Genomic DNA, 18,452 nt, shown 5'->3' with positions numbered 1-18,452 from the left:
GCACTGTGATCGGCGCCACGCCGACCGCCCCGGACGGAACGGAGATCCGCATGCAGGCACCCGACAACGTGGCCGCGCCCACCCGCCCAGAGGCGGGGGCCAGCGCTGACCGGACGGCGGAGTCCGGCCGCGCGAGCCTCAGGCCGCGGCACCTCACCATGATCGCCCTCGGCGGCATCATCGGAGCGAGCCTCTTCGTGGGCTCGGGCTCGGTGATCCGCAGCGTGGGCCCGGCCGCCCTGCTCTCGTACGCGATCGGCGGCGCGCTCGTGGTCCTCGTCATGCGGATGCTCGGGGAGATGTCCACGAACCGGCCCGTCGTCGGCTCCTTCATGGAGTACGCCCGGGACGGGTTGGGCAACTGGGCCGGGTTCACGATCGGCTGGCTCTACTGGTACTTCTGGGTCGGCGTGGTCGCCTTCGAGGCGGTCGTGGTCGGCCGGATCTTCCACGAGTGGTTCCCCGCGGTGCCGGACTGGACGTTCGCGCTCGCCGGCATGCTCGTCTTCACGGCCACGAACCTGATGTCCCTGCGCTCCTTCGGCGAGACGGAGTTCTGGCTCGCGTCGATCAAGGTGACCACCATCGTGGTCTTCCTCGGCGTCGGCGCCCTCTACGTCTTCGGCGTCATCCCGGGCTCCACCGGGTCGGTCGCCCACCTCACCGACCACGGCTTCATGCCGCACGGCTGGACGGCGGTGTTCAACGGCGTCGCCGTCGTCATCTTCAGCTACTTCGGCACCGAGATCGTCACGATGGCCGCCGCCGAGTCCGACCAGCCCGCGCGCGCGGTCGCCCGCTCGACCAACACCGTGGTCTGGCGCATCCTGCTCTTCTACGTCGGCTCGGTCGCGATCCTGCTCATGGTCGTCCCCTGGGACGAGCTCCCCGCCAAGGCCAGCCCGTTCGCGTTCGCCTTCGGCCGGTTCGGGCTCCCCGGTGCCGAGCAGGTCATGAACGCCGTGGTGCTCACGGCCGCGCTCTCGGTGCTCAACTCCGGCCTCTACTCCGGCTCGCGCATGCTGTTCGCCCTCGCAAGGCACGGCTACGCCCCGCGCTGGGTCGAGGACCGCAACCGCGCGGGCGTGCCCTGGAAGGCCATCCTCCTCTCCACGGTCGTGGGCTACGGGGCCATCGCCGCGAACTACGCCGCGCCCAAGGACGTCTTCGACTTCATCATGAACTCCGCCGGCTGCGTGGCCCTGTTCGTGTACGCGTTCGTCGCGCTCACCCAGTGGCGGCTGCGCAACCGGATGAGCGCCCGGGAGCGCGCCGGGCTGGCCCTGAAGATGTGGCTGCACCCGTGGCTCAACGCGGTGGTCCTCGCCGCGGTCGGGCTCATCGTGGTCCTCATGGCCCTGGACCCCGAGGCCGCCCCGCAGGTCTGGCTGAGCCTCGGCGCGCTCGCGCTGCTGCTGGTGGTCTACCCGTTCGTGCGGCGTCGGGCCCGCACCCGCGCGGAGGGTGCCCCGGCGCACGACGCCGGCCGCTCGCCGTCGGCCTCCCCGCTCGCCTGAGCACGGCGGGGCCTGTGGACGGGGGCCACCCTAGGCCGCGGCGGGGATCCTCCCGCCCAGGAGCCGGGTGGCCTCCTCTGCGGCTTCGAGCAGGGGCTCGACCCATGATTCGCACACATCGCGGGGCATCCGCGCGGTGGGGCCCATGACGCTGAGCGCGCCGAACAGCTCGGCCTGGGGGCCGAAGATGGGCGCGGAGAGGCCGCTCGCGCTCGTGACGCGCTCGCCGATGGTGATGGCGTAGCCCTCGGCCCGCGTCTGCGCGACCGCCTTCTTGAGCTCGTCCGGGCTCGTGATCGTCTGGTCGGTGATCGCGTTCAGCCCGGACGCGTAGACCTCCTCGGCGAGCTGCGGGCTCCACGCGAGGATGACACGGCCCGCTGACCCGACGTGGAGCGGCATGATGCTCCCCACCTCGACCGCGCGTCGGAGGATGTGCCGCGTCTCGGCCAGGGCGACGCACACCCGCCGGCCCTCGGACGCCCGGAAGAGGCACACCGTCTCCGTGAGCTGGTCCCGGAGCCGCTGCAGCACGGGAGTGATGAGCTCGAGGTAGTCGAGCCCCTGCGTGGCCGGGGCGGCCCAGTGCGCGACCCGCAGCCCGACCCGGTACTTGTCGCCGTGCCGGTCGAGGAGCCCCTCCTGGGCCATGTTCGCCACGAGGCGCTGCACGGTCGAGTGCGGGATGCCGGTGATCGAACGGATCTCGGCGAGCCCGAGCTCGGGGCGCGTCAGCGAGAAGGAGCTCAGGATCGCCGTGATCTTCTTCAGCACCAGAAGCGGGGTCGCCCCGGTGTCGCGGTCGGTCATGGCTTGAGTGTAGGGGGACGTCTGGGGCCCGTCGATTCGGGCGCGAAGGGTTGAGGGTGACGCCGGTCACTGTTAGGGTCGGCCCATAATCTGAACTGAAACCCACGATGTGGTGGGGCCGGGGGGAGTGGGATGGATCGGCAGACTGCGGTCGACGAGTATGCGGTGGACCTCGAGGGCTGCTCGAAGGAGTTCACGACTCCGGGCGGGGAGACCTACGTCGCGGTGCGCGACATCAGCCTCAAAGTCCGGCCAGGACGCTTCGTGTCCGTCGTCGGACCCACGGGGTCGGGCAAGTCCACCATCCTGAACATGGCCGCGGGCCTCCTTGCCCCGTCAGAAGGGACCGCGAAGAGCTTCGGCCAGCCCGTCAAGGGCGTGAACCGGCGCGCGGCGTACATGTTCCAGCAGGATGCGCTCCTGCCGTGGAAGACGGTCATCGACAACGTCAGCCTCGGGCTCACGATGGCCGGCGTCGGCAAGGCCGAGGCCCGGGCCGAGGCGCAGAGGTGGCTCGAGAAGGTGGGGCTGAAGAACTTCGCCGACCGCTATCCCCACCAGCTCAGCGGAGGCATGCGCAAGCGCACTGCCGTCGCCCAGGCATGGATCGTGAACCCGGACATCCTGCTCATGGACGAGCCGTTCTCCGCGCTGGACGTGCAGACGCGCCAGATCATGGAGAACGAGCTCCTGGCCCTCTGGCAGGAGTCGGGCAAGGCCGTGGTCTTCATCACCCATGACCTGGACGAGGCCATCGCCCTCTCCGACGAGGTCGTCATCCTCGGCGCCGGGCCGGGCAGCACCGTGGTGGGCTCGTACGAGATCACCATTCCGCGGCCGAGGGACCTCCTCGAGATCCGCGACGACCCTCAGTTCATCGAGCTCCACCGCGAGATCTGGGGACGGCTGCGCATCGAGGTTTCCAAGACCTACCAGACCTCGGCTGTGGGAGGGGAGACCGATGACCATCGCTGACGTCAACCGGCAGGGGGCCGGAACCGCGGGCAGCCAGTCCGCGCGCCCGCGTCGCCGCCCCCGCGGGCGCACCAGGATGACCCCGGGGATGCGGCTGCTCCAGCTGGGCCTGGCCGTCGCGGTGCTCGCTGCATGGGAGGTGCTGGTCCGGGTCCACGTCATCGACGAGTTCTTCTTCCCGCGCCCGTCGGAGATCTTCTCCACGATGTGGCTCTGGATCTCCTCCGGCTACGTGTTCCCGCACCTGTGGGTCACCATCCAGGAGTCCCTGCTGGCCTTCATCGTCGGCGCGGCGGCCGGACTGCTCCTTGGGTTCGCCCTCGCGCGGATCGGCTTCCTCGAGCGGCTCTTCCAGCCGTTCCTGCAGATGTTCAATGCCCTCCCGCGCGTTGTGCTCGCCCCGATCTTCCTGCTGTGGTTCGGCCTCGGGATCTGGTCCAAGGTCGCCTTCGGCTTCACCCTCGTGTTCTTCATCGTCTTCTTCAACACCCTCGAGGGCGTCAAGAGCGTCGACCGCGTGCTCATCGACAATGCGCGGATGCTGGGGGCCACCGAGCGGCAGCTCCTGCGGCACGTCTTCATCCCGAGCGCGCTCACGTGGATCTTCTCGAGCCTCCACATCAGCGTCGGCTTCGCGATCACGGGTGCCGTCGTCGGGGAGTACCTCGGCGCCTCGGCGGGCGTCGGCTATGCCATCGCCCAGGCCCAGGGCGTCTTCGACACCAAGGGCGTGTTCGCCGGGATGTTCATCCTCATGATCGTCGTCCTGATCGTCGATCTCGCGGTCAACCGCATCGAGCACCGCCTCCTGCGCTGGCGCCCCACCCAGTCCGCCTAGTTCCAGCTTCTTCACCGACGTCCCCAGGAAGGACCTTCTCCATGACCTCGTCTTCCGACCCGCACCAGAACCCGGCCGTCTCCGAGGGCTGGACCCGCCGCCGCGTCCTCTCCGTGGCAGGCATCACGGCCGCCGGCCTCGCACTCGCTGCCTGCGGTGCGCCCTCCTCTGCGCCGCCCGGGCAGGCCGGCACCGCCGGGGCCTCGGGGGCTGCCGGCGGCGGCTCGGGCGCGAAGGTGATCATCGGCGTCGGCGGCCAGACCCTCCTGACGTACCTGCCGACGACCCTCGCCCAGCAGCTCGGCTACTACAAGGAGGAGGGCGTCGACGTCGAGCTCCAGGACCTCCAGGGCGGCTCGAAGGCCCTCACCGCGATGATCGGCGGCAGCACCCAGGTGACGAGCGGCTACTACGAGCACACCATCCAGATGCAGGCCAAGAACCAGAGCATCGAGGCCTTCGTCGACATGGGCCTCTCCTCCGGCCTCGCGCTCGTGGTGGCGCCCAAGAACGAGGGGTCCATCAAGGGCATCGCGGACCTGAAGGGCAAGAACGTCGGAGTGACCGCGCCCGGCTCGTCGACCGACATGTTCGTGAAGTACCTCCTCTCCAAGAACGGCCTCCAGCCCACGGACGCCGCCGTCTCGGCGATCGGTGCCGGCTCTAGCGCGGTCGCCGCGGTCCAGAACAACCAGGTCGACGCGGCGGTCATGCTCGAGCCGGACATCTCGGTCCTCGCCAAGCGACTGGGCAAGGCGCCCGTCATCCTCCAAGATGTGCGGACGGTCGACGGGCTCAAGGAGGTCTTCGGCACGGAGTCGTGGCCGTCCGCGTGCCTGTACGCCAAGACGGACTGGATCGGGAAGAACCAGGACACCGTGGGCAAGCTGGCCAAGGCGATCAGACGCACGCTCGAGTACATCGGCGAGCACTCCGGCCAGGAGATCGCGGACAAGATGCCGGAGAAGTTCGCAGGCGGCGACAAGGCCCAGTACGCCAAGGTCATCGACGACCTCAAGAAGACGCTGAGCAAGGACGGGAAATTCACCGACGACGGCACCCAGGCCGTCCTCAAGACCCAGCGCGTGGCCAACCCCGAGATCGGGGACAAGGCCATCGACCTGAGCAAGACGTACACGAATGACTACGTCAAGGCCTGAGCCGGGCTCGGCAGAGGCCCCCCGGGCGTTCGCGCCCCTCGCCGGGATCCGCGTCCTCGAATTGGGGAACTACATCGCCGCGCCGACCGCGGGCAGGCTCCTCGCCGATTTCGGTGCCGAGGTCATCAAGGTCGAGCGCCCCGGGACGGGGGACGAGCTGCGCAACTGGCGGCTCTACGAGGGCAGCACGTCGATGCTGTACCGCACGGTCAACCGCAACAAGAAGTCGGTCGTCTTGGACCTGCGCTCGGAGACCGGGCGGGCTCTGGTCCTCGAGCTCGTGGAGCACTGCGACATCCTGCTCGAGAACTTCCGTCCGGGCACCCTCGAGCGGTGGGGGCTGGGGCCCGAGGTCCTCAGCGCCGCGAACCCGGACCTGATCATCACCCGGCTCTCCGCCTACGGACAGACCGGGCCGATGTCCGATCGGCCCGGCTTCGCCGCGGTCGCCGAGGCCGTGGGGGGCTTCCGTGAGCTGGTCGGGGACCCGGACAGGCCGCCCGTGCGGGTGGGCATCTCCATCGGAGACTCGATCGCCGGCCTCTACGCCGCGTTCGGCTCCATGATGCTCCTGTTCCAGCGCGAGCGCTCACAGGGCGCCCCGGCTCCCCTCGCCGAGAGGGTCGTCGATGTGGCCCTCAACGAGGCCATCTTCTCCATGATGGAGTCGCTCATCCCGGACTACGAGGCCTACGGCGTCCGCAGGACCCGCACCGGCGGCCGGATGGAGGGCATCGCGCCCAGCAACGCCTACGTGTGCGCGGGCGGCGGGAGCATCGTGATCGCGGGAAACGGGGACTCGATCTTCGCCCGGCTCATGCAGATCATCGGGCGTCCCGACCTCGCGGCGGACCCGGCGCTGGCGAGCAACGCCGGCCGGTGGGAGAGGCGCGACGAGCTCGACGCGGCGATCGGCGTCTGGACCGCCACCCTCCCGCCGGCCGAGGCGCTCGCGGTCCTCGACCAGGCCGGGGTGCCGTCCGGTCCGATCTACACAGCCGAGGACATCTGCGCCGACCCGCAGTACACCGCCCGGCACATGATCCAGAAGTTCGACGTCTCCACGGGCGAGCGCACCATCCCCGGTGTGGGCTTCCCGGGCATCGTTCCGGTCCTCGGCGAGGCCTCGCTGCCGGTGCGCTCCCTGGGCCCCGACCTCGGGGAGCATACTGCCGAGGTCTGCCGGAACCTGCTGGGCAAGTCCGAGGAGGAGATCCGGGCGATCCTCCGCACCGCTCAGGGGGTGACGGCATGAGCCATTCCTTCGCCCCGGCGGCGAAGCTGCGCGACGTGACTCTCCGCGACGGGCTGCAGCTCACCGGCAAGGTCCTGCCCACCGAGCGGAAGGTCGAACTCGCGCGCCGGCTGCTCGCCCTGGGCGTGCCCGCACTCGAGATCGGATCCCTCGCCCGGCCGGACAAGGTCCCGCCGATGGCCAACACCCTGGACGTCGTCCGCGCGCTGACGGCCGAGGAGCTGGCCGCGTGCTGGCTCTGGGTCGCCACGCCCCGGCACGTGGAGCTCGCGGTCGAGGCGGGCGCCCGGAACCTCCAGTACTGCTTCTCGGCCAGCGACGCCCACAACCTCGCGAACATCGGGCGCACCACCGAGGCCAGCCTCGAGGCGATGCCGCGGGCCCTCGCGCTCGCGAAGGAGGCGGGGGCGTCCGTGCAGCTGTGCATCGCGACGTCCTTCACCTGCCCCTTCGAGGGGCCCGTCCCGCCCGAGCGCGTCCTCGCCATCGCGAACGACCCGAGGACCGCGGGGGCCCAAGGCATCGTCATCTGCGACACCCTCGGCCAGGCTGTGCCCGCGCAGGTCGCGGACCTCATCTCGCGGGTGGGGGAGGAGACCCCCGAGCGCGAGATCGTCTACCACGGGCACGACACGTGGGGCCTCGGCGTCGCCAACACGCTCGCCGCCATCCAGGCCGGCGCCACCATGGTTGACGGCGCACTCGGTGGCCTCGGCGGCTGCCCGTTCGCCCCCGGGGCGAGCGGCAACACCTCGAGCGAGGACATCCTGTTCGCGACGCGGCCGGAGTGGTTCACGCCGGCGACCCTCGCCGAGCTCGTCGGCCTCTCCGAATCGCTCCTGGCCGACCTCGACGAGCCGAACCGCTCGCGGGCCGCGCAGGGCGCGCGGTCGCGGTCGCGGGCGTTCGAGTGGGTCATCGGTGAGGACGCGCACGACGCCGGCCGCTCGCCGTCGGCCTCCCCGCTCGCCTGAGGGGCGGCCCGGCAGCGTGGAAAGATGCTCCTGAGGCGAAGGGGAGCACATTGGAATTTCTGCTGCTGGTGGTCGGCCTGCTGTTCGGCACGGTGCTCATCGTGGGCGTCGGCGAGCGGATCCGCCTGCCGTACCCGATCCTCATGCTCGTGTTCTCGGCGCTCGCCGCGTCCCTGCCGTTCGTCCCGGACGTCCACATCGATCCCGAGCTGATCCTGCCCCTCTTCCTGCCGCCGCTGCTCTTCGCGGCGGCGCAGCGCTCGAGCTGGTCGGTGTTCAGGCTGCGGTGGCGTTCGCTCGTGCTCCTGGCCGTGCTGCTGGTCGTCGCGACCGTGGCGGCGGTCGCGGCGGTGACCTGGTGGCTCGTCCCCGCGGTCGGGCTGCCGCTCGCGATCGCGCTCGGTGCCATCGTCGCGCCGCCGGACCCGGTGGCCGTCGAGGCGATCGCCGGCAACGTCAGCATGCAGCGCCGGCTGCTCACGGTGCTCCAGACCGAGGGCCTGTTCAACGACGCGATGGCCATCGTGGTCTTCCAGGCCGCGGTGTCCGCGACCGTGAGCCACGGCCGGGTGGGCTGGAGCGTCGTCCCGCAGTTCCTCGTCGGGGCCGCGGGTGCCGCGCTGCTCGGCTTCGCCATGGCCTGGGTCGTTGGGGCGCTCACCCGCTTCGTCCCCGACCTCGTGGCCCGCAGCGCCGCGTCCCTCGTGGCGCCCTACGCCGTGTACCTGCTCGCGGAGGTGGTCCACTGCTCGGGCGTCGTCGCGGTCGTCGTGACCGCCGTCGAGCTGGGGCGGCGGGCGCGGCCCCAGGATTCGGGGGAGCGGCTCACGCGCTCGGCCTTCTGGGACGTCCTCGAGCTGCTGACCACGGGGGTGGCGTTCGGGCTCGTGGGTATCGAGATGCGCTCGGTCATCCAGGCCGAGGGGGCCAACCTGCTGACGTTCGTCCCCGGGATCGCCGGGATCTGCGCGACCGTGGTCCTCGTGCGCTTCGTGTGGATGTACGCGATGTACAGGATCGGCGGCGCCGAGCGGCGGGAGAGGACGCCCGCCTCGCTCAAAGAGGTCGTGGTGCTGACATGGTGCGGCATGCGCGGCCTGGCCACGCTCGCGCTCGCCCTGGCCCTGCCGGGCACGCTCGCTGACGGCTCGCCCACGCCGGGGCGCAACTTCGCGGTTGTGGCGGCGGCCTCGGTGCTCGTGGTGACGCTCGTGCTGCCCGGCCTGACCCTGCCGTGGCTCATGCGGATGCTGCACCTGCCCGACGGGCGCGCCGCGGAGCAGCGCGCGCAGCGGGCCCTCGCACGCCGTGCCGAGCGGGTGGCGCTCGAGGCACTGCGCACCTCGCCGGCGGCGCAGAAGCTCCCGGAGGGGCGCCGCAGGGCCCTGGCCCGGCGCATGTCCTCCCTGCACACGATCCTCCAGGCCGACTACGCCGAGGATCCCGAGAAGATGCGCCGGATCCAGGCCGTCCTCGCCGCGATGGAGCGCGCCCAGCGCGACGCCCTGGCCGCGGCCCGGCGGGAGATGCTCGCCGCGCGCAACGAGCCCGGCAGCGACCCGGAGCTGGTCGACCGCGTGCTGCGCCGCCTCGACCTGCGCACCGTCACCCTCGACCGCTGACCGCGCGCGGGGGCACCCAGCGCTTCGGCCCCCAGCGCTTCGGCGCCCACCGATTCGGCGCCCACCGATTCGGCCCCGGGGTCCGCGGGTAGGCTCCATGACGTGACCGAGACCACGGGAACTGTCCGCCTGCCCGACCACCTCCGCCCGGTGACCTCGCCGCGCGCCCGCCCCGCCGCCGTCGTGCGCGGCCCCCGCTACAGGATCACGGTGCTGACCTCGCGCCTGCTCCGCCTCGAATACTCCCCGGACGGCGACTTCGAGGACCGCGCCTCGCAGGCCGTCCTGCACCGCGACCTGGAGCCGCCCGAGTTCACGGTCCTCGACTCGGACGGCCGGCTCGAGATCCTCACGGAGCACCTCCACCTCGTCTACGACAAGGGCGAGTTCGCCCCGCACGGGCTCTCGGTGAAGGTCCTGGGCGGAGTGAGCAACTACCACAGCGTCTGGCACTACGGCGAGGAGGGCGAGCGGAACCTCGGCGGGACCGCGCGCACCCTCGACGGCGTGGACGGCGCATGCGAGCTCGAGCCCGGGCTGATGTCCCGCTACGGCTTCTCGGTCCTGGACGACAGCAGCACGCTTGTCTTCGACGACGACGGCTGGCTCGCCCCCCGCACTGGCGCGGGGAGCAAGACGGCTGGCGCAGGCAGTGCCCCAGCGCGGGTCGATCTGTACTTCTTCGGCTACGGGCGCGACTACCGCACGTGCCTGCGCGACTTCTACCGGATCTCCGGGCCGACCCCGCTCGTGCCGCGCTTCGCGCTCGGGAACTGGTGGAGCCGGTACCACCGCTACTCCGAGGAGGAGTACCGCGGCGTGATCGAGCGCTTCGCGGCGGAGCGTGTCCCGCTCTCCGTGGCCGTCCTGGACATGGACTGGCACCTCACCGAGATCGATCCGGCGCACGGGTCCGGCTGGACCGGCTACACCTGGAACCGCGAGCTCTTCCCCGACCCGGAGGGCTTCGCGCGGTGGCTCCACGGCAGGGGCCTCGCGCTGACGCTCAACGTCCACCCCGCGGACGGGATCGCGGCCCATGAGGATGCGTATGAGCGCACCGCGCTGGCCCTCGGCCTCGACCCGGCGGCGGGGGAGGCGATCGCGTTCGACCCTGCCGATCCGCAGTTCCTCAGCGCCTACCTGCGCGAGGTGCACCATCCGCTCGAGGACGCCGGGGTCGACTTCTGGTGGCTCGACTGGCAGTCCGGGCCGCACTCGCGCCTCCGCGGCCTCGACCCGCTGTGGGTGCTGAACCACGTGCACTTCCTCGATGCGGCCCGCGAGGGGCGCCTGCCGCTCACCTTCTCGCGTTACGCCGGCCCCGGCAGCCACCGGTATCCGATCGGTTTCTCCGGGGACACGATCGTCACGTGGGAATCCCTCGCGTTCCAGCCCTACTTCACGGCGACCGCCTCGAACGTCGGCTACGGCTGGTGGAGCCACGACATCGGCGGCCACATGGGCGGGTACAAGGACGACGACCTCGCGGCCCGGTGGGTCCAGCTCGGGGTCTTCTCGCCGATCACACGCCTCCACAGCTCGTCGATGCCGTTCACGGGGAAGGAGCCGTGGCGGTTCCGGCCCGAGGCACGGGCCGCGATGGAGGAGTTCCTGCGCCTGCGGCACCGGCTCGTGCCCTACCTCCACACGATGAACCACCGCGCCGCCGGCGAGGGCCGGCCCCTCGTGGAGCCCCTGTACTACGAGCATCCCGAGGCGGCGGAGGCGTACGTGGCCCCGAACCAGTTCCTCTTCGGGTCCGAGCTCATGGTCGCTCCGATCGTCTCGCCCCGGGACCGGGCGCTCAACCGCGCGAGCGTCACGGTCTGGCTCCCGCCCGGCGACTGGTTCGACGTCTTCACCGGGACCCGCTACCGGGGCGGGCGCTGGGTGCGGATGTTCCGCACCCTCGAGTCGATCCCGGTCCTGGCGCGGGCCGGGGCGATCCTGCCGCTGGCCGCCGGTCCGCTCGCGAACGGGACCGCCTGCCCGGAGCGGATCACAGTGCGGGTCTTCGGGGGCGCCTCCGGCGCGTTTGAGCTCGTCGAGGACGACGGCAGCGGCGCGGCCGCGCGGCGCGAGCACCAGGTGCGGACCCCCATCGCGTTCGACTGGAACGCCGGCAGCCTGCGGGTGGGGCCGGCGCAGGGGACCGCCAGCGGCGTGCCGCGGACGCGGGCCTGGGAGGTCGCCATCGAGGGGATCGCCCGGCCCGGCACCGTGCGCGTGACGGCGGGCGGCCGAGAGCTGGAGGCCGTGGCCGAGTACGACGAGCAGGCCGCGGCCCTGCGCGTGACGGTCGAGGGCCTCGAGGCGGCCGAGGCCCTCACCCTCACGGCCGGGGACGGCTTCCGCCTCGCGTCCAACCGGACCGTCCCCGCCGTCGAGCGTCTCCTGGCCGACGTGCACGCGGAGTTCGCCGTCAAGGGCGAGGTCTACGCCCGGGCCGCCTCGGGCGCCGCTCCGGCGGCCGTCGTGGCCGCGCTCGCGGGCCTGGGCCTCGACGAGGGGCTCTTCGGCGCCCTCGTGGAGCTCATCCTCGCCGACGCGGGGTGAGGGGCGGGCGCACGACGCCGGCCGCGCGCCCGCCGCGCCCGGCTCACCGCACGTCGCGGTGCAGGTCGCGCCGCGTGCCCGGGCCCTCGGAACGCGGCGCGATCCACGGCCCGGTGCCCTCAGAGGGGTCGAGCACGCCGTCCTCGAGCCACGTGAACTCTCCGGCGAGGACGCGGCGCGCGAGGCGCCGGTCGGCGTCGTCCGTGTTGTCCCACAGCGCGGCGAAGAGCGCCTCGACGCGGCGCCGCGACTGCTCGCAGAACGCCTCGGCGAGGTCCCGGGCGCTCTCCGCGCCGTCCGCGCCCGTGGACCGCAGGTGCTCGGACCAGGCGCAGGCGGCTGCCATCGCGAAGAGCTCGGCGCCGATGTCCACGATCCGTCCGAGGAAGGCCTGCCGGTGCTCGAGGGCGGCCTGCCAGCGGCCCATGCCGGCGAAGGTGTGCCGGGCCAGGCGGCGGGAGGCGCGCTCGACGTAGCGCAGGTGCTTGGCGAGCGCCCCGAATCCGCGGTAGGCGCGCGGGTCGTTGCCCTCGCCGGCCAGGAGCCGGGGGAGCCACTTGGCGTAGAAGCCCGAGGCATCCTTGGCGGCGCGGGCCTTCTCGGACAGCGTCGCGTCGGCGCGGGCGAGGTCGCCGGCGGCGGCGAGGTGCGCGTCCACCGCCTCGCGCGCGATCAGGAGGTGCATGATCTCGGTGGAGCCTTCGAAGATGCGGTTGATGCGCAGGTCGCGCACGAGCTGCTCGGCCGGCACGGCCCGCTCGCCGCGGGCGCGCAGGGACTCTGCCGTCTCGTAGCCGCGGCCGCCGCGGATCTGCACGAGCTCGTCCGCCACCCTGTAGGCCATCTCGGAGGACCACAGCTTGGCGAGCGCCGCCTCGATCCGCACGTCCTTCATGCCCGCGTCGGCGAGCGCGGCGGAGACCTCGAAGACGGCCTCGAGCGCGAACGCGGTGGTGGCCATGAATGCGATCTTCGTCGCGACGGCCTCGTGCTCGCCGATCGGGCGCCCCCACTGCACCCGGGCCGCCGACCAGCCGCGGGCGATCTTGAGGGACCACTTCGCGCCCCCGGCGCACATGGCCGGGATGGAGAGCCGGCCGGTGTTGAGCGTGGTGAGCGCGATCTTGAGGCCCTGGCCCTCGCGGCCCACGCGGTTCGCGGCAGGCACGCGGACGCCGTCGAACCGGGTCACACCGTTCTCGAGGCCCTTGAGCCCCATGAAGGAGTTGCGGTTCTCGACCGTGATCCCGGGGGTGTCCATCTCCACGACGAAGGCGGTGATCCCGCCCTTGCCTGCGGGCACGGCTTCCCCTCCCGTGCCGGCGGATCCGTGGGGGAGCACCGTGGCCATGATGACCACGAGCTCGGCGATCACCCCGTTGGTGGTCCACAGCTTGGACCCGTCCAGGATGTAGCTGAGGCCGTCCTCGGAGAGCCGCGCGGTCGTCGTGAGCCGGGCCGGGTCGGAGCCGACGTCCGGTTCGGTGAGGAGGAAGGCGGTCACCGCGCCGGCCGCGCAGCGCGGGAGGAACTGCCGCTTCTGCTCCGCGGAGCCGAACATCTTCACAGGCTCGGGCACGCCGATTGACTGGTGCGCGGACAGGAGCGCACCGAGCGAGGGGTGGAGTGAGCCCACGAGCATGAGCGCGCGCCCGTAGTAGGCGAGGGAGAGGCCGAGCCCGCCGTACTCCGTGGGGATCTTCATCCCGAAGGCGCCGATCTCTGCGAGGGATCGGAGGTACTCGTCGGGGATGCGGTCCTCGGCCTCGATGCGGCCGCCGTCCATGGTCGCCAGCACGCCGCGGAGCCGCTCGAGGAACGCCTCGCCGCGCTCGGCGTCCTCCCGCGTGGACTCGGGGACGGGGTGCATGAGGTCCCACTGGAAGTCGCCCAGATAGAGGGCCTTGGCGAAGCTCGGCCGCTCCCAGTCGGTCTGCCGGCTGGCCTCGGCGACGGCGCGGGACTCCTCCCAGCCCGGGGCCTTTCCCTCGGCGGCGCTGGCTGCTGTGATGCTGGCTGCGTCAGCACTGGCTGCTTCAGCACTGGCAGGGTCGATGTCCGTGCTCATGGCGGTTCCCCTAGCGTCCAGGGGCCGCCGCGGGCCGGTGACCCTTCAGCTGTTGACTCATGGTACGCCGCTCCCTACTGGCCGGTAAGGGGGCCGAAGGTCCCGTGGGGCGCCGCGCCGGCGCGCGAGGATGTGCATGCAGCGGCCGAGGGCGGCAGCGAACTGCGATGGGGCTCTCGGCGCCAGCTGCACATTCGTGCATATGACGTGGATCACCCTTGCGACCGCTTCCAGACCTACTACAGAGTAACTTCCAGTCCGCGGGCAACGGAGCCCGCGGCCCGAAACACCGGAGGTCGCCGATGCGCCGATTCCACTTCACCGCACTGCTCTCCGCCGCCCTGCTGGCCGTCAGCCTCGTCGCGGCGCCGGCCGCCCAGGCCGACTCGGTCTCGCCCGACCCGCCCGGGGCGAACGACTTCACCTGCAAGCCCTCCGCCGTCCACCCGTATCCGGTGGTCCTCGTCCCCGGCACGTTCGAGACGATGTACAAGAACTGGGCCCTGCTCTCGCCGGTCCTCAAGGACCAGGGCTACTGCGTCTTCTCCCTCAACTACGGCGTGGTGAACGGCGTGCCCGCGAGCGGCCCCGTCGCGGACTCCGCGGCCGAACTCGGGCAGTTCGTGCAGTCCGTGCTCGGCGCGACCGGCGCCAAGCAGGTCGACCTCGTGGGACACAGCCAGGGCGGCATGATGCCGCGCTACTACATGGGCTTCCTCGGCGGCGCCAAGTACGTGCACCAGCTGATCGGCATCGCGCCGTCCAACCACGGCACGCAGGGCCTCATCGCGCCCTCGCCCGCGGGGATGGTCCTCGACACGACCGCCACGAGCACGGCGTGCCAGGCCTGTGCCGACCAGCACGCGGGCTCGTCGTTCATGGCCCAGCTCAACTCCGTCGGCGACACTGTGGCGGGGCCGTCGTACACCGTCATCTCCACCCGCTACGACGAGGTGGTCACCCCGTACACGTCCCAGGCGCTGGCAGGCTCCTCCAAGCAGGTCACCAACCTCGTGCTGCAGGACTACTGCCCGCTGGATGCCATCGAGCACGACCAGTCGCCCAATGACCCGAACGTCTGGGCCCTCGTCTCGAACGCACTCCTCCAGGCCGGTCCCGCGGACCCGTCCTTCCGCCCGGCCTGCGTCTAGTCCTCATCTGGTCCTGATCTGCGTCCGGTCCCGTTCCGCGGCCGTGCACGACGCCGGCCCCGCACCCCCGGCTCCTCGCGAGCGGTGGGTGCGGGGCCGGCGTCGTCCGCCTGGCTTCCCCGCCTGCCGGCGGGATGGTTGACTGGCGCCATGACTGATTCCCCCTCCGCCGAGTCCCGTGTCGTGAGCGCCGAGCGCGTCATCGAGGCACCGGGCAACGCCATCTTCGAGCTGATCGCCGACCCCGCCGCGCAGCCGCGGTGGGACGGCAACGACAACCTCGGCGAGGCCCCCGCCGGGCAGCGGGTCACCGCCGTGGGCGACGTCTTCCGGATGACCCTCACCAAGGGCGCCGTCCGCGAGAACCACGTGGTCGAGTTCGAGGAGGGTCGGCGCATCGGGTGGATGCCGGCTGAGGAGGGCGGTGCGCCGATCGGGCAGCTGTGGCGCTGGGAGCTCGAGCCGCAGGGGGAGGGCCGGACGCTCGTGCGGCACACCTACGACTGGACCCGGCTCGAGGACCCGCAGCGCCTCCCGCGCGCCCGTGCGACGACCGCGGAGAAGCTGCGGGCCTCGGTGGACCGGCTGGCCGCGCTCGTCGAGGGCGCATAGGGTTCGGTCAGGCCGCCGGGAGGAACTTCAGCGCCGAGTTCCACTGGTACTCGGGCAGCGACTCGTTGGCCGAGAGCAGGATGTTGAGGAAGCCCGTCTGCTCGAGCTGCTGCGCCCGGCGCAGCGGGCCGACCACGACGGCGTTGAGGCTCGCCGCGGAGACGAAGTCGGCGACGGCCTGCACGGCGGCCTCGTCGTCCCCCGCGATCAGGACGTCGAGCTCCTGGCCGGACACGGCGCCCGAGACGAGCGTTCCGCCGAAGGTCGTGTTGAAGGCCTTGACGACCTTGGCCGGGGTCAGCTTCTGGAGCTCCTCCGCGGCGGAGGTGCCCGTCGCGACCGCGAGGCCGTCGAAGGTCGCGAAGTCGACCGGGTTGGTGACGTCCACGTAGACCTTGCCGGCGAGGGCGTCGCGGTACTGGGCGGCGATGGCCTTCGAGGCGTCGAAGTACACGGCCGGGATCACGATGGCGCCCGTGATGTCGTCGCCGAGCACGCCCGGGGTGACCGTCCCGCCGAGCTCGTCCGCGAGGGTCTCGGCCTTGGCCCTGTCCTCGTGGGCGAGGAGCTGGATGCTCTTGCCCGCCGCGACCGCGCGGGAGGCGATGCCGCGGGCCATGCTGCCGGTGCCGATGATGGTGATGTCGCTCATGGTGGTCTTCCTTCGGTGGTCGGGTACTTACTTGAAGTTACAACTAAAATCTCTGCGCATCCATTCCCGACGCGCCCCGCGTTGACGCGTAGGAATTTTCCTACCTAATCTGGGTGCATGCCTCGTCAGAGCCGGGAGACCCCCACCGACCACGTGTTCGCGGCCCTCGCGCACCCGGTGCGGCGGGACCTCCTCGCGGCGCTCCTCGATGGGGCGCAGACGGCGCAGGCGCTCGCGGACCGGTACGAGATGGCCCGACCCAGCGTCGCCGAGCACCTCAAGGTGCTGCGCGGCGTCGGCCTCGTCGCCGAGCGGCAGGCGGGCCGGAACCGCTACTACTCGCTGACGCCGGAGCCCCTCGCCCTGCTGCGGGCCTGGCTTGAGCCCTACGAGGACTTCTGGCGCGGCCGCACCCCGCGGCTCGCCGCACTCCTGGAGAAAGAGGAACCATGACGGACGCCACCGCAGACCGCACCGAGGTCCGCGTCGAGGACTTCCTGCCGCAGCCGCCGGCCGCGGTGTGGCACGCGCTGACCACGCCCGAGCTGCTCGCCCAGTGGCTCATGCCCAACGACTTCGCTCCCGCCGTGGGCCACCGCTTCCACTTCCGCACCGAGCCCATTCCGGCCGCCCGCTTCTCTGGGCTCATCGCGTGCGAGGTCCTCGAGCTCCGCGAGCCCGAGCTGCTCGTCATCTCGTGGGCGGACGAGGGGGAGGGGAACGACATGGCCACGACCGTCACCTTCCGCCTCGAGGCGCACGACGGCGGCACGCGCCTCACGATCGCCCAGGCGGGCTACCGCCCGGATCACCCGGGTGACCAGATGGCGCGTACCATCATGGGCGGCGGCTGGTCCGGCCGCATCCTCGGCAGGCTCAAGGAGACCGTGGGTGCCGCGGGCTGATTTGCGGCACCGGGGCGCGCCGCCTAGTATTTAACGCTGTCGTATGCAGTGGTTTCCACTATCGGCACTGAAGTCACCGTCAAACCGCGGCGAGGGAACTTCGGCTGGCTCTCACCCCGCCTGGTTCACCCTCCGGAAAGCTGCAGGCGAACGGTGCATCGAGGTGGCGGGACGCTCATGCGGAACGCCATTTTTACTGCAACTGTTTGACTACACCTTGGAGGAGCGAACATGGCAGCGCATTGCCAGGTGACCGGGGCATCGCCCTCATTCGGTCACAGCATTTCCCACTCGCACCGCCGCACCAAGCGTCGGTTCGACCCCAACATCCAGAAGAAGCGCTACTGGGTCCCGTCCCTGCGCCGCAACGTCACCCTGACGGTGTCGGCCCGTGGCATCAAGACCATCGACGTCCGCGGCATTGACGCGGTTGTCTCCGAGCTGCTTGCGAAGGGTGTGAAGCTCTGATGGCCAAGAAGGACAAGGACGCTCGTCCCATCATCAAGCTCAAGTCCACGGCGGGCACCGGGTACACCTACGTGACCCGCAAGAACCGTCGCAACGACCCCGATCGTCTGGTCATGAAGAAGTACGACCCGGTCGTCCGCAAGCACGTCGACTTCCGAGAGGAGCGCTAAACATGGCCAAGAAGTCCAAGATTGCCCGCAACGAGCAGCGCAAGGCCATCGTTGAGCACTACGCCGCGAAGCGCGCCGAGCTGAAGAAGACCCTCGTCGACGAGAACGCGACCGACGAGGCCCGCGAGGCAGCCCGCCTCGGTCTCCAGAAGCTCCCGCGCAACGCCTCGCCGGTGCGCCTGCGCAACCGCGACCAGATCGACGGCCGCCCGCGCGGCACGTTCCAGAAGTTCGGCATCTCGCGCGTCCGCTTCCGCGAGATGGCCCACAAGGGCGAGCTTCCGGGCGTCACCAAGTCGTCCTGGTAGGAACTCCGCCCTCTGGGCGAAGTGCAGACCCGTCCGAAGGGCGGCACCCCGTGTGGGTGCCGCCCTTCGGCGTTCCCGGGGCGGGGCCGGTCGGCGACACGCCCGGGATGCAGGCGATTTGCCCGACGTCCGCCCCACCGGTAATGTTCTCGGAGTCGTCGGGGGTTGCCGCGGAAACGCGGAGGACGCAGACGGCCAAACCCCACCAGAAGAACCGGAAACGGAAGCGCTGAGTCGCGGCCGGAAACACGGTTCGGGTGACTTCCCACGAAGAGAATTCGGAACAACGAATTTGCGTCGGGAAAGCCGCTCTGGTAGGTTTGAGAAGTTGCTCCGGGAGGGCCTGGCTGGTTCTGGTCTGGTTGTTACCGGGTGCGGCGTGTTGTTTGAGAACTCAATAGTGTGCCA

General features: G+C 71.1%; 18 protein-coding genes. 15 read left to right on the top strand and 3 right to left on the bottom strand.

What is annotated here, in order from left to right; translation table 11 throughout:
• Nucleotides 1-50: 50 nt before the first annotated feature.
• Entirely contained in the window at nucleotides 51-1,517 is a 1,467-nt protein-coding gene (locus J2W21_RS17185; RefSeq protein WP_307115738.1) for an amino acid permease, read from the top strand.
• Nucleotides 1,518-1,547: 30 nt separating this feature from the next.
• Here J2W21_RS17185 and J2W21_RS17180 read toward each other — a convergent pair whose 3' ends face one another.
• Nucleotides 1,548-2,327, bottom strand: coding sequence for an IclR family transcriptional regulator (locus tag J2W21_RS17180; protein WP_307115737.1), 780 nt, complete (start codon nucleotides 2,325-2,327; stop codon nucleotides 1,548-1,550).
• Between the two features lie 132 nt (nucleotides 2,328-2,459).
• On the opposite strand from J2W21_RS17180, the gene J2W21_RS17175 reads away from it, so the two are divergent.
• The 7 genes from J2W21_RS17175 to J2W21_RS17145 all read left to right on the top strand — a co-directional run bounded on the left by J2W21_RS17175 (nucleotide 2,460) and on the right by J2W21_RS17145 (nucleotide 11,710).
• Entirely contained in the window at nucleotides 2,460-3,302 is an 843-nt protein-coding gene (locus J2W21_RS17175) for an ABC transporter ATP-binding protein (RefSeq protein ID WP_307115736.1), read from the top strand.
• Nucleotides 3,289-4,140 carry an ABC transporter permease gene (locus J2W21_RS17170; protein ID WP_307115735.1) on the top strand — a complete coding sequence of 284 codons (852 nt, stop codon included), beginning with the start codon at nucleotides 3,289-3,291 and terminating at the stop codon, nucleotides 4,138-4,140. The genes J2W21_RS17175 and J2W21_RS17170 overlap by 14 nt, the downstream gene beginning before the upstream one ends.
• Nucleotides 4,141-4,181: 41 nt before the next feature.
• The gene (locus tag J2W21_RS17165; protein ID WP_307115734.1) at nucleotides 4,182-5,300 is read left to right on the top strand and encodes an ABC transporter substrate-binding protein; all 1,119 of its coding nucleotides are present in this window, start codon (nucleotides 4,182-4,184) and stop codon (nucleotides 5,298-5,300) included.
• Nucleotides 5,281-6,555: a CaiB/BaiF CoA transferase family protein gene (locus J2W21_RS17160; RefSeq protein ID WP_307115733.1), complete on the top strand. Its 1,275-nt coding sequence runs from the start codon at nucleotides 5,281-5,283 to the stop codon at nucleotides 6,553-6,555. Before J2W21_RS17165 ends, J2W21_RS17160 begins: the two co-directional genes overlap by 20 nt.
• On the top strand, nucleotides 6,552-7,529 hold the full coding sequence (locus tag J2W21_RS17155; RefSeq protein WP_307115732.1) for a hydroxymethylglutaryl-CoA lyase: 978 nt from the start codon (nucleotides 6,552-6,554) through the stop codon (nucleotides 7,527-7,529). Before J2W21_RS17160 ends, J2W21_RS17155 begins: the two co-directional genes overlap by 4 nt.
• Before the next feature lie 50 nt (nucleotides 7,530-7,579).
• Entirely contained in the window at nucleotides 7,580-9,151 is a 1,572-nt protein-coding gene (locus tag J2W21_RS17150) for a cation:proton antiporter (RefSeq protein WP_307115731.1), read from the top strand.
• A 102-nt stretch (nucleotides 9,152-9,253) separates the two neighbouring features.
• The gene (locus J2W21_RS17145) at nucleotides 9,254-11,710 is read left to right on the top strand and encodes a glycoside hydrolase family 31 protein (protein WP_307115730.1); all 2,457 of its coding nucleotides are present in this window, start codon (nucleotides 9,254-9,256) and stop codon (nucleotides 11,708-11,710) included.
• A 43-nt stretch (nucleotides 11,711-11,753) separates the two neighbouring features.
• Here J2W21_RS17145 and J2W21_RS17140 read toward each other — a convergent pair whose 3' ends face one another.
• Nucleotides 11,754-13,778, bottom strand: coding sequence for an acyl-CoA dehydrogenase family protein (locus J2W21_RS17140; protein ID WP_307115729.1), 2,025 nt, complete (start codon nucleotides 13,776-13,778; stop codon nucleotides 11,754-11,756).
• A 302-nt stretch (nucleotides 13,779-14,080) separates the two neighbouring features.
• Between J2W21_RS17140 and J2W21_RS17135 the strand changes: the two genes are divergently transcribed.
• Together J2W21_RS17135 and J2W21_RS17130 are read left to right on the top strand one after the other, a co-directional pair.
• Nucleotides 14,081-14,929, top strand: a complete 849-nt coding sequence (locus J2W21_RS17135; protein ID WP_307115728.1) for an esterase/lipase family protein — start codon at nucleotides 14,081-14,083, stop codon at nucleotides 14,927-14,929.
• Between the two features lie 150 nt (nucleotides 14,930-15,079).
• Complete coding sequence (locus J2W21_RS17130) at nucleotides 15,080-15,541, top strand: SRPBCC family protein (RefSeq protein WP_307115727.1); 462 nt, start codon at nucleotides 15,080-15,082, stop codon at nucleotides 15,539-15,541.
• Between the two features lie 7 nt (nucleotides 15,542-15,548).
• Here J2W21_RS17130 and J2W21_RS17125 read toward each other — a convergent pair whose 3' ends face one another.
• The gene (locus J2W21_RS17125; RefSeq protein WP_307115726.1) at nucleotides 15,549-16,193 is read right to left on the bottom strand and encodes an NADPH-dependent F420 reductase; all 645 of its coding nucleotides are present in this window, start codon (nucleotides 16,191-16,193) and stop codon (nucleotides 15,549-15,551) included.
• 117 nt (nucleotides 16,194-16,310) lie between these two features.
• Here J2W21_RS17125 and J2W21_RS17120 point away from each other — a divergent pair, with 117 nt between their 5' ends.
• The 5 genes from J2W21_RS17120 (at nucleotide 16,311) to rpsN (ending at nucleotide 18,044) form a co-directional block, all read left to right on the top strand.
• On the top strand, nucleotides 16,311-16,646 hold the full coding sequence (locus tag J2W21_RS17120) for an ArsR/SmtB family transcription factor (protein ID WP_307115725.1): 336 nt from the start codon (nucleotides 16,311-16,313) through the stop codon (nucleotides 16,644-16,646).
• Nucleotides 16,643-17,098, top strand: a complete 456-nt coding sequence (locus J2W21_RS17115) for an SRPBCC family protein (RefSeq protein WP_307115724.1) — start codon at nucleotides 16,643-16,645, stop codon at nucleotides 17,096-17,098. The genes J2W21_RS17120 and J2W21_RS17115 overlap by 4 nt, the downstream gene beginning before the upstream one ends.
• A 231-nt stretch (nucleotides 17,099-17,329) precedes the next feature.
• Complete coding sequence (gene rpmB, locus J2W21_RS17110; protein ID WP_066500630.1) at nucleotides 17,330-17,566, top strand: 50S ribosomal protein L28; 237 nt, start codon at nucleotides 17,330-17,332, stop codon at nucleotides 17,564-17,566.
• Nucleotides 17,566-17,736: a 50S ribosomal protein L33 gene (gene rpmG, locus J2W21_RS17105; protein WP_043122011.1), complete on the top strand. Its 171-nt coding sequence runs from the start codon at nucleotides 17,566-17,568 to the stop codon at nucleotides 17,734-17,736. The genes rpmB and rpmG overlap by 1 nt, the downstream gene beginning before the upstream one ends.
• 2 nt (nucleotides 17,737-17,738) lie before the next feature.
• Nucleotides 17,739-18,044, top strand: a complete 306-nt coding sequence (gene rpsN, locus J2W21_RS17100) for a 30S ribosomal protein S14 (protein WP_066500625.1) — start codon at nucleotides 17,739-17,741, stop codon at nucleotides 18,042-18,044.
• The last annotated feature ends 408 nt before the right edge of the window (nucleotides 18,045-18,452 follow it).

Origin of the sequence: Sinomonas atrocyanea, assembly GCF_030811715.1 — a bacterium.
GTDB lineage: Bacteria > Actinomycetota > Actinomycetes > Actinomycetales > Micrococcaceae > Sinomonas > Sinomonas atrocyanea_A.
Note: the sequence above shows the minus strand (reverse complement) of the source record. Positions and strands in the feature narration are given on the sequence as shown.

Coding starts and splice junctions, on each gene's coding strand:
- rpmB (WP_066500630.1), top strand. CDS start 17,330: ATGGCAGCGCATTGCCAGGTGACCGGGGCATCGCCCTCATTCGGTCAC.
- J2W21_RS17180 (WP_307115737.1), bottom strand. CDS start 2,327: ATGACCGACCGCGACACCGGGGCGACCCCGCTTCTGGTGCTGAAGAAG.
- J2W21_RS17140 (WP_307115729.1), bottom strand. CDS start 13,778: ATGAGCACGGACATCGACCCTGCCAGTGCTGAAGCAGCCAGTGCTGAC.
- J2W21_RS17170 (WP_307115735.1), top strand. CDS start 3,289: ATGACCATCGCTGACGTCAACCGGCAGGGGGCCGGAACCGCGGGCAGC.
- rpmG (WP_043122011.1), top strand. CDS start 17,566: ATGGCCAAGAAGGACAAGGACGCTCGTCCCATCATCAAGCTCAAGTCC.
- J2W21_RS17135 (WP_307115728.1), top strand. CDS start 14,081: ATGCGCCGATTCCACTTCACCGCACTGCTCTCCGCCGCCCTGCTGGCC.
- J2W21_RS17165 (WP_307115734.1), top strand. CDS start 4,182: ATGACCTCGTCTTCCGACCCGCACCAGAACCCGGCCGTCTCCGAGGGC.
- J2W21_RS17115 (WP_307115724.1), top strand. CDS start 16,643: ATGACGGACGCCACCGCAGACCGCACCGAGGTCCGCGTCGAGGACTTC.
- J2W21_RS17155 (WP_307115732.1), top strand. CDS start 6,552: ATGAGCCATTCCTTCGCCCCGGCGGCGAAGCTGCGCGACGTGACTCTC.
- rpsN (WP_066500625.1), top strand. CDS start 17,739: ATGGCCAAGAAGTCCAAGATTGCCCGCAACGAGCAGCGCAAGGCCATC.
- J2W21_RS17125 (WP_307115726.1), bottom strand. CDS start 16,193: ATGAGCGACATCACCATCATCGGCACCGGCAGCATGGCCCGCGGCATC.
- J2W21_RS17160 (WP_307115733.1), top strand. CDS start 5,281: ATGACTACGTCAAGGCCTGAGCCGGGCTCGGCAGAGGCCCCCCGGGCG.
- J2W21_RS17120 (WP_307115725.1), top strand. CDS start 16,311: ATGCCTCGTCAGAGCCGGGAGACCCCCACCGACCACGTGTTCGCGGCC.
- J2W21_RS17130 (WP_307115727.1), top strand. CDS start 15,080: ATGACTGATTCCCCCTCCGCCGAGTCCCGTGTCGTGAGCGCCGAGCGC.
- J2W21_RS17185 (WP_307115738.1), top strand. CDS start 51: ATGCAGGCACCCGACAACGTGGCCGCGCCCACCCGCCCAGAGGCGGGG.
- J2W21_RS17175 (WP_307115736.1), top strand. CDS start 2,460: ATGGATCGGCAGACTGCGGTCGACGAGTATGCGGTGGACCTCGAGGGC.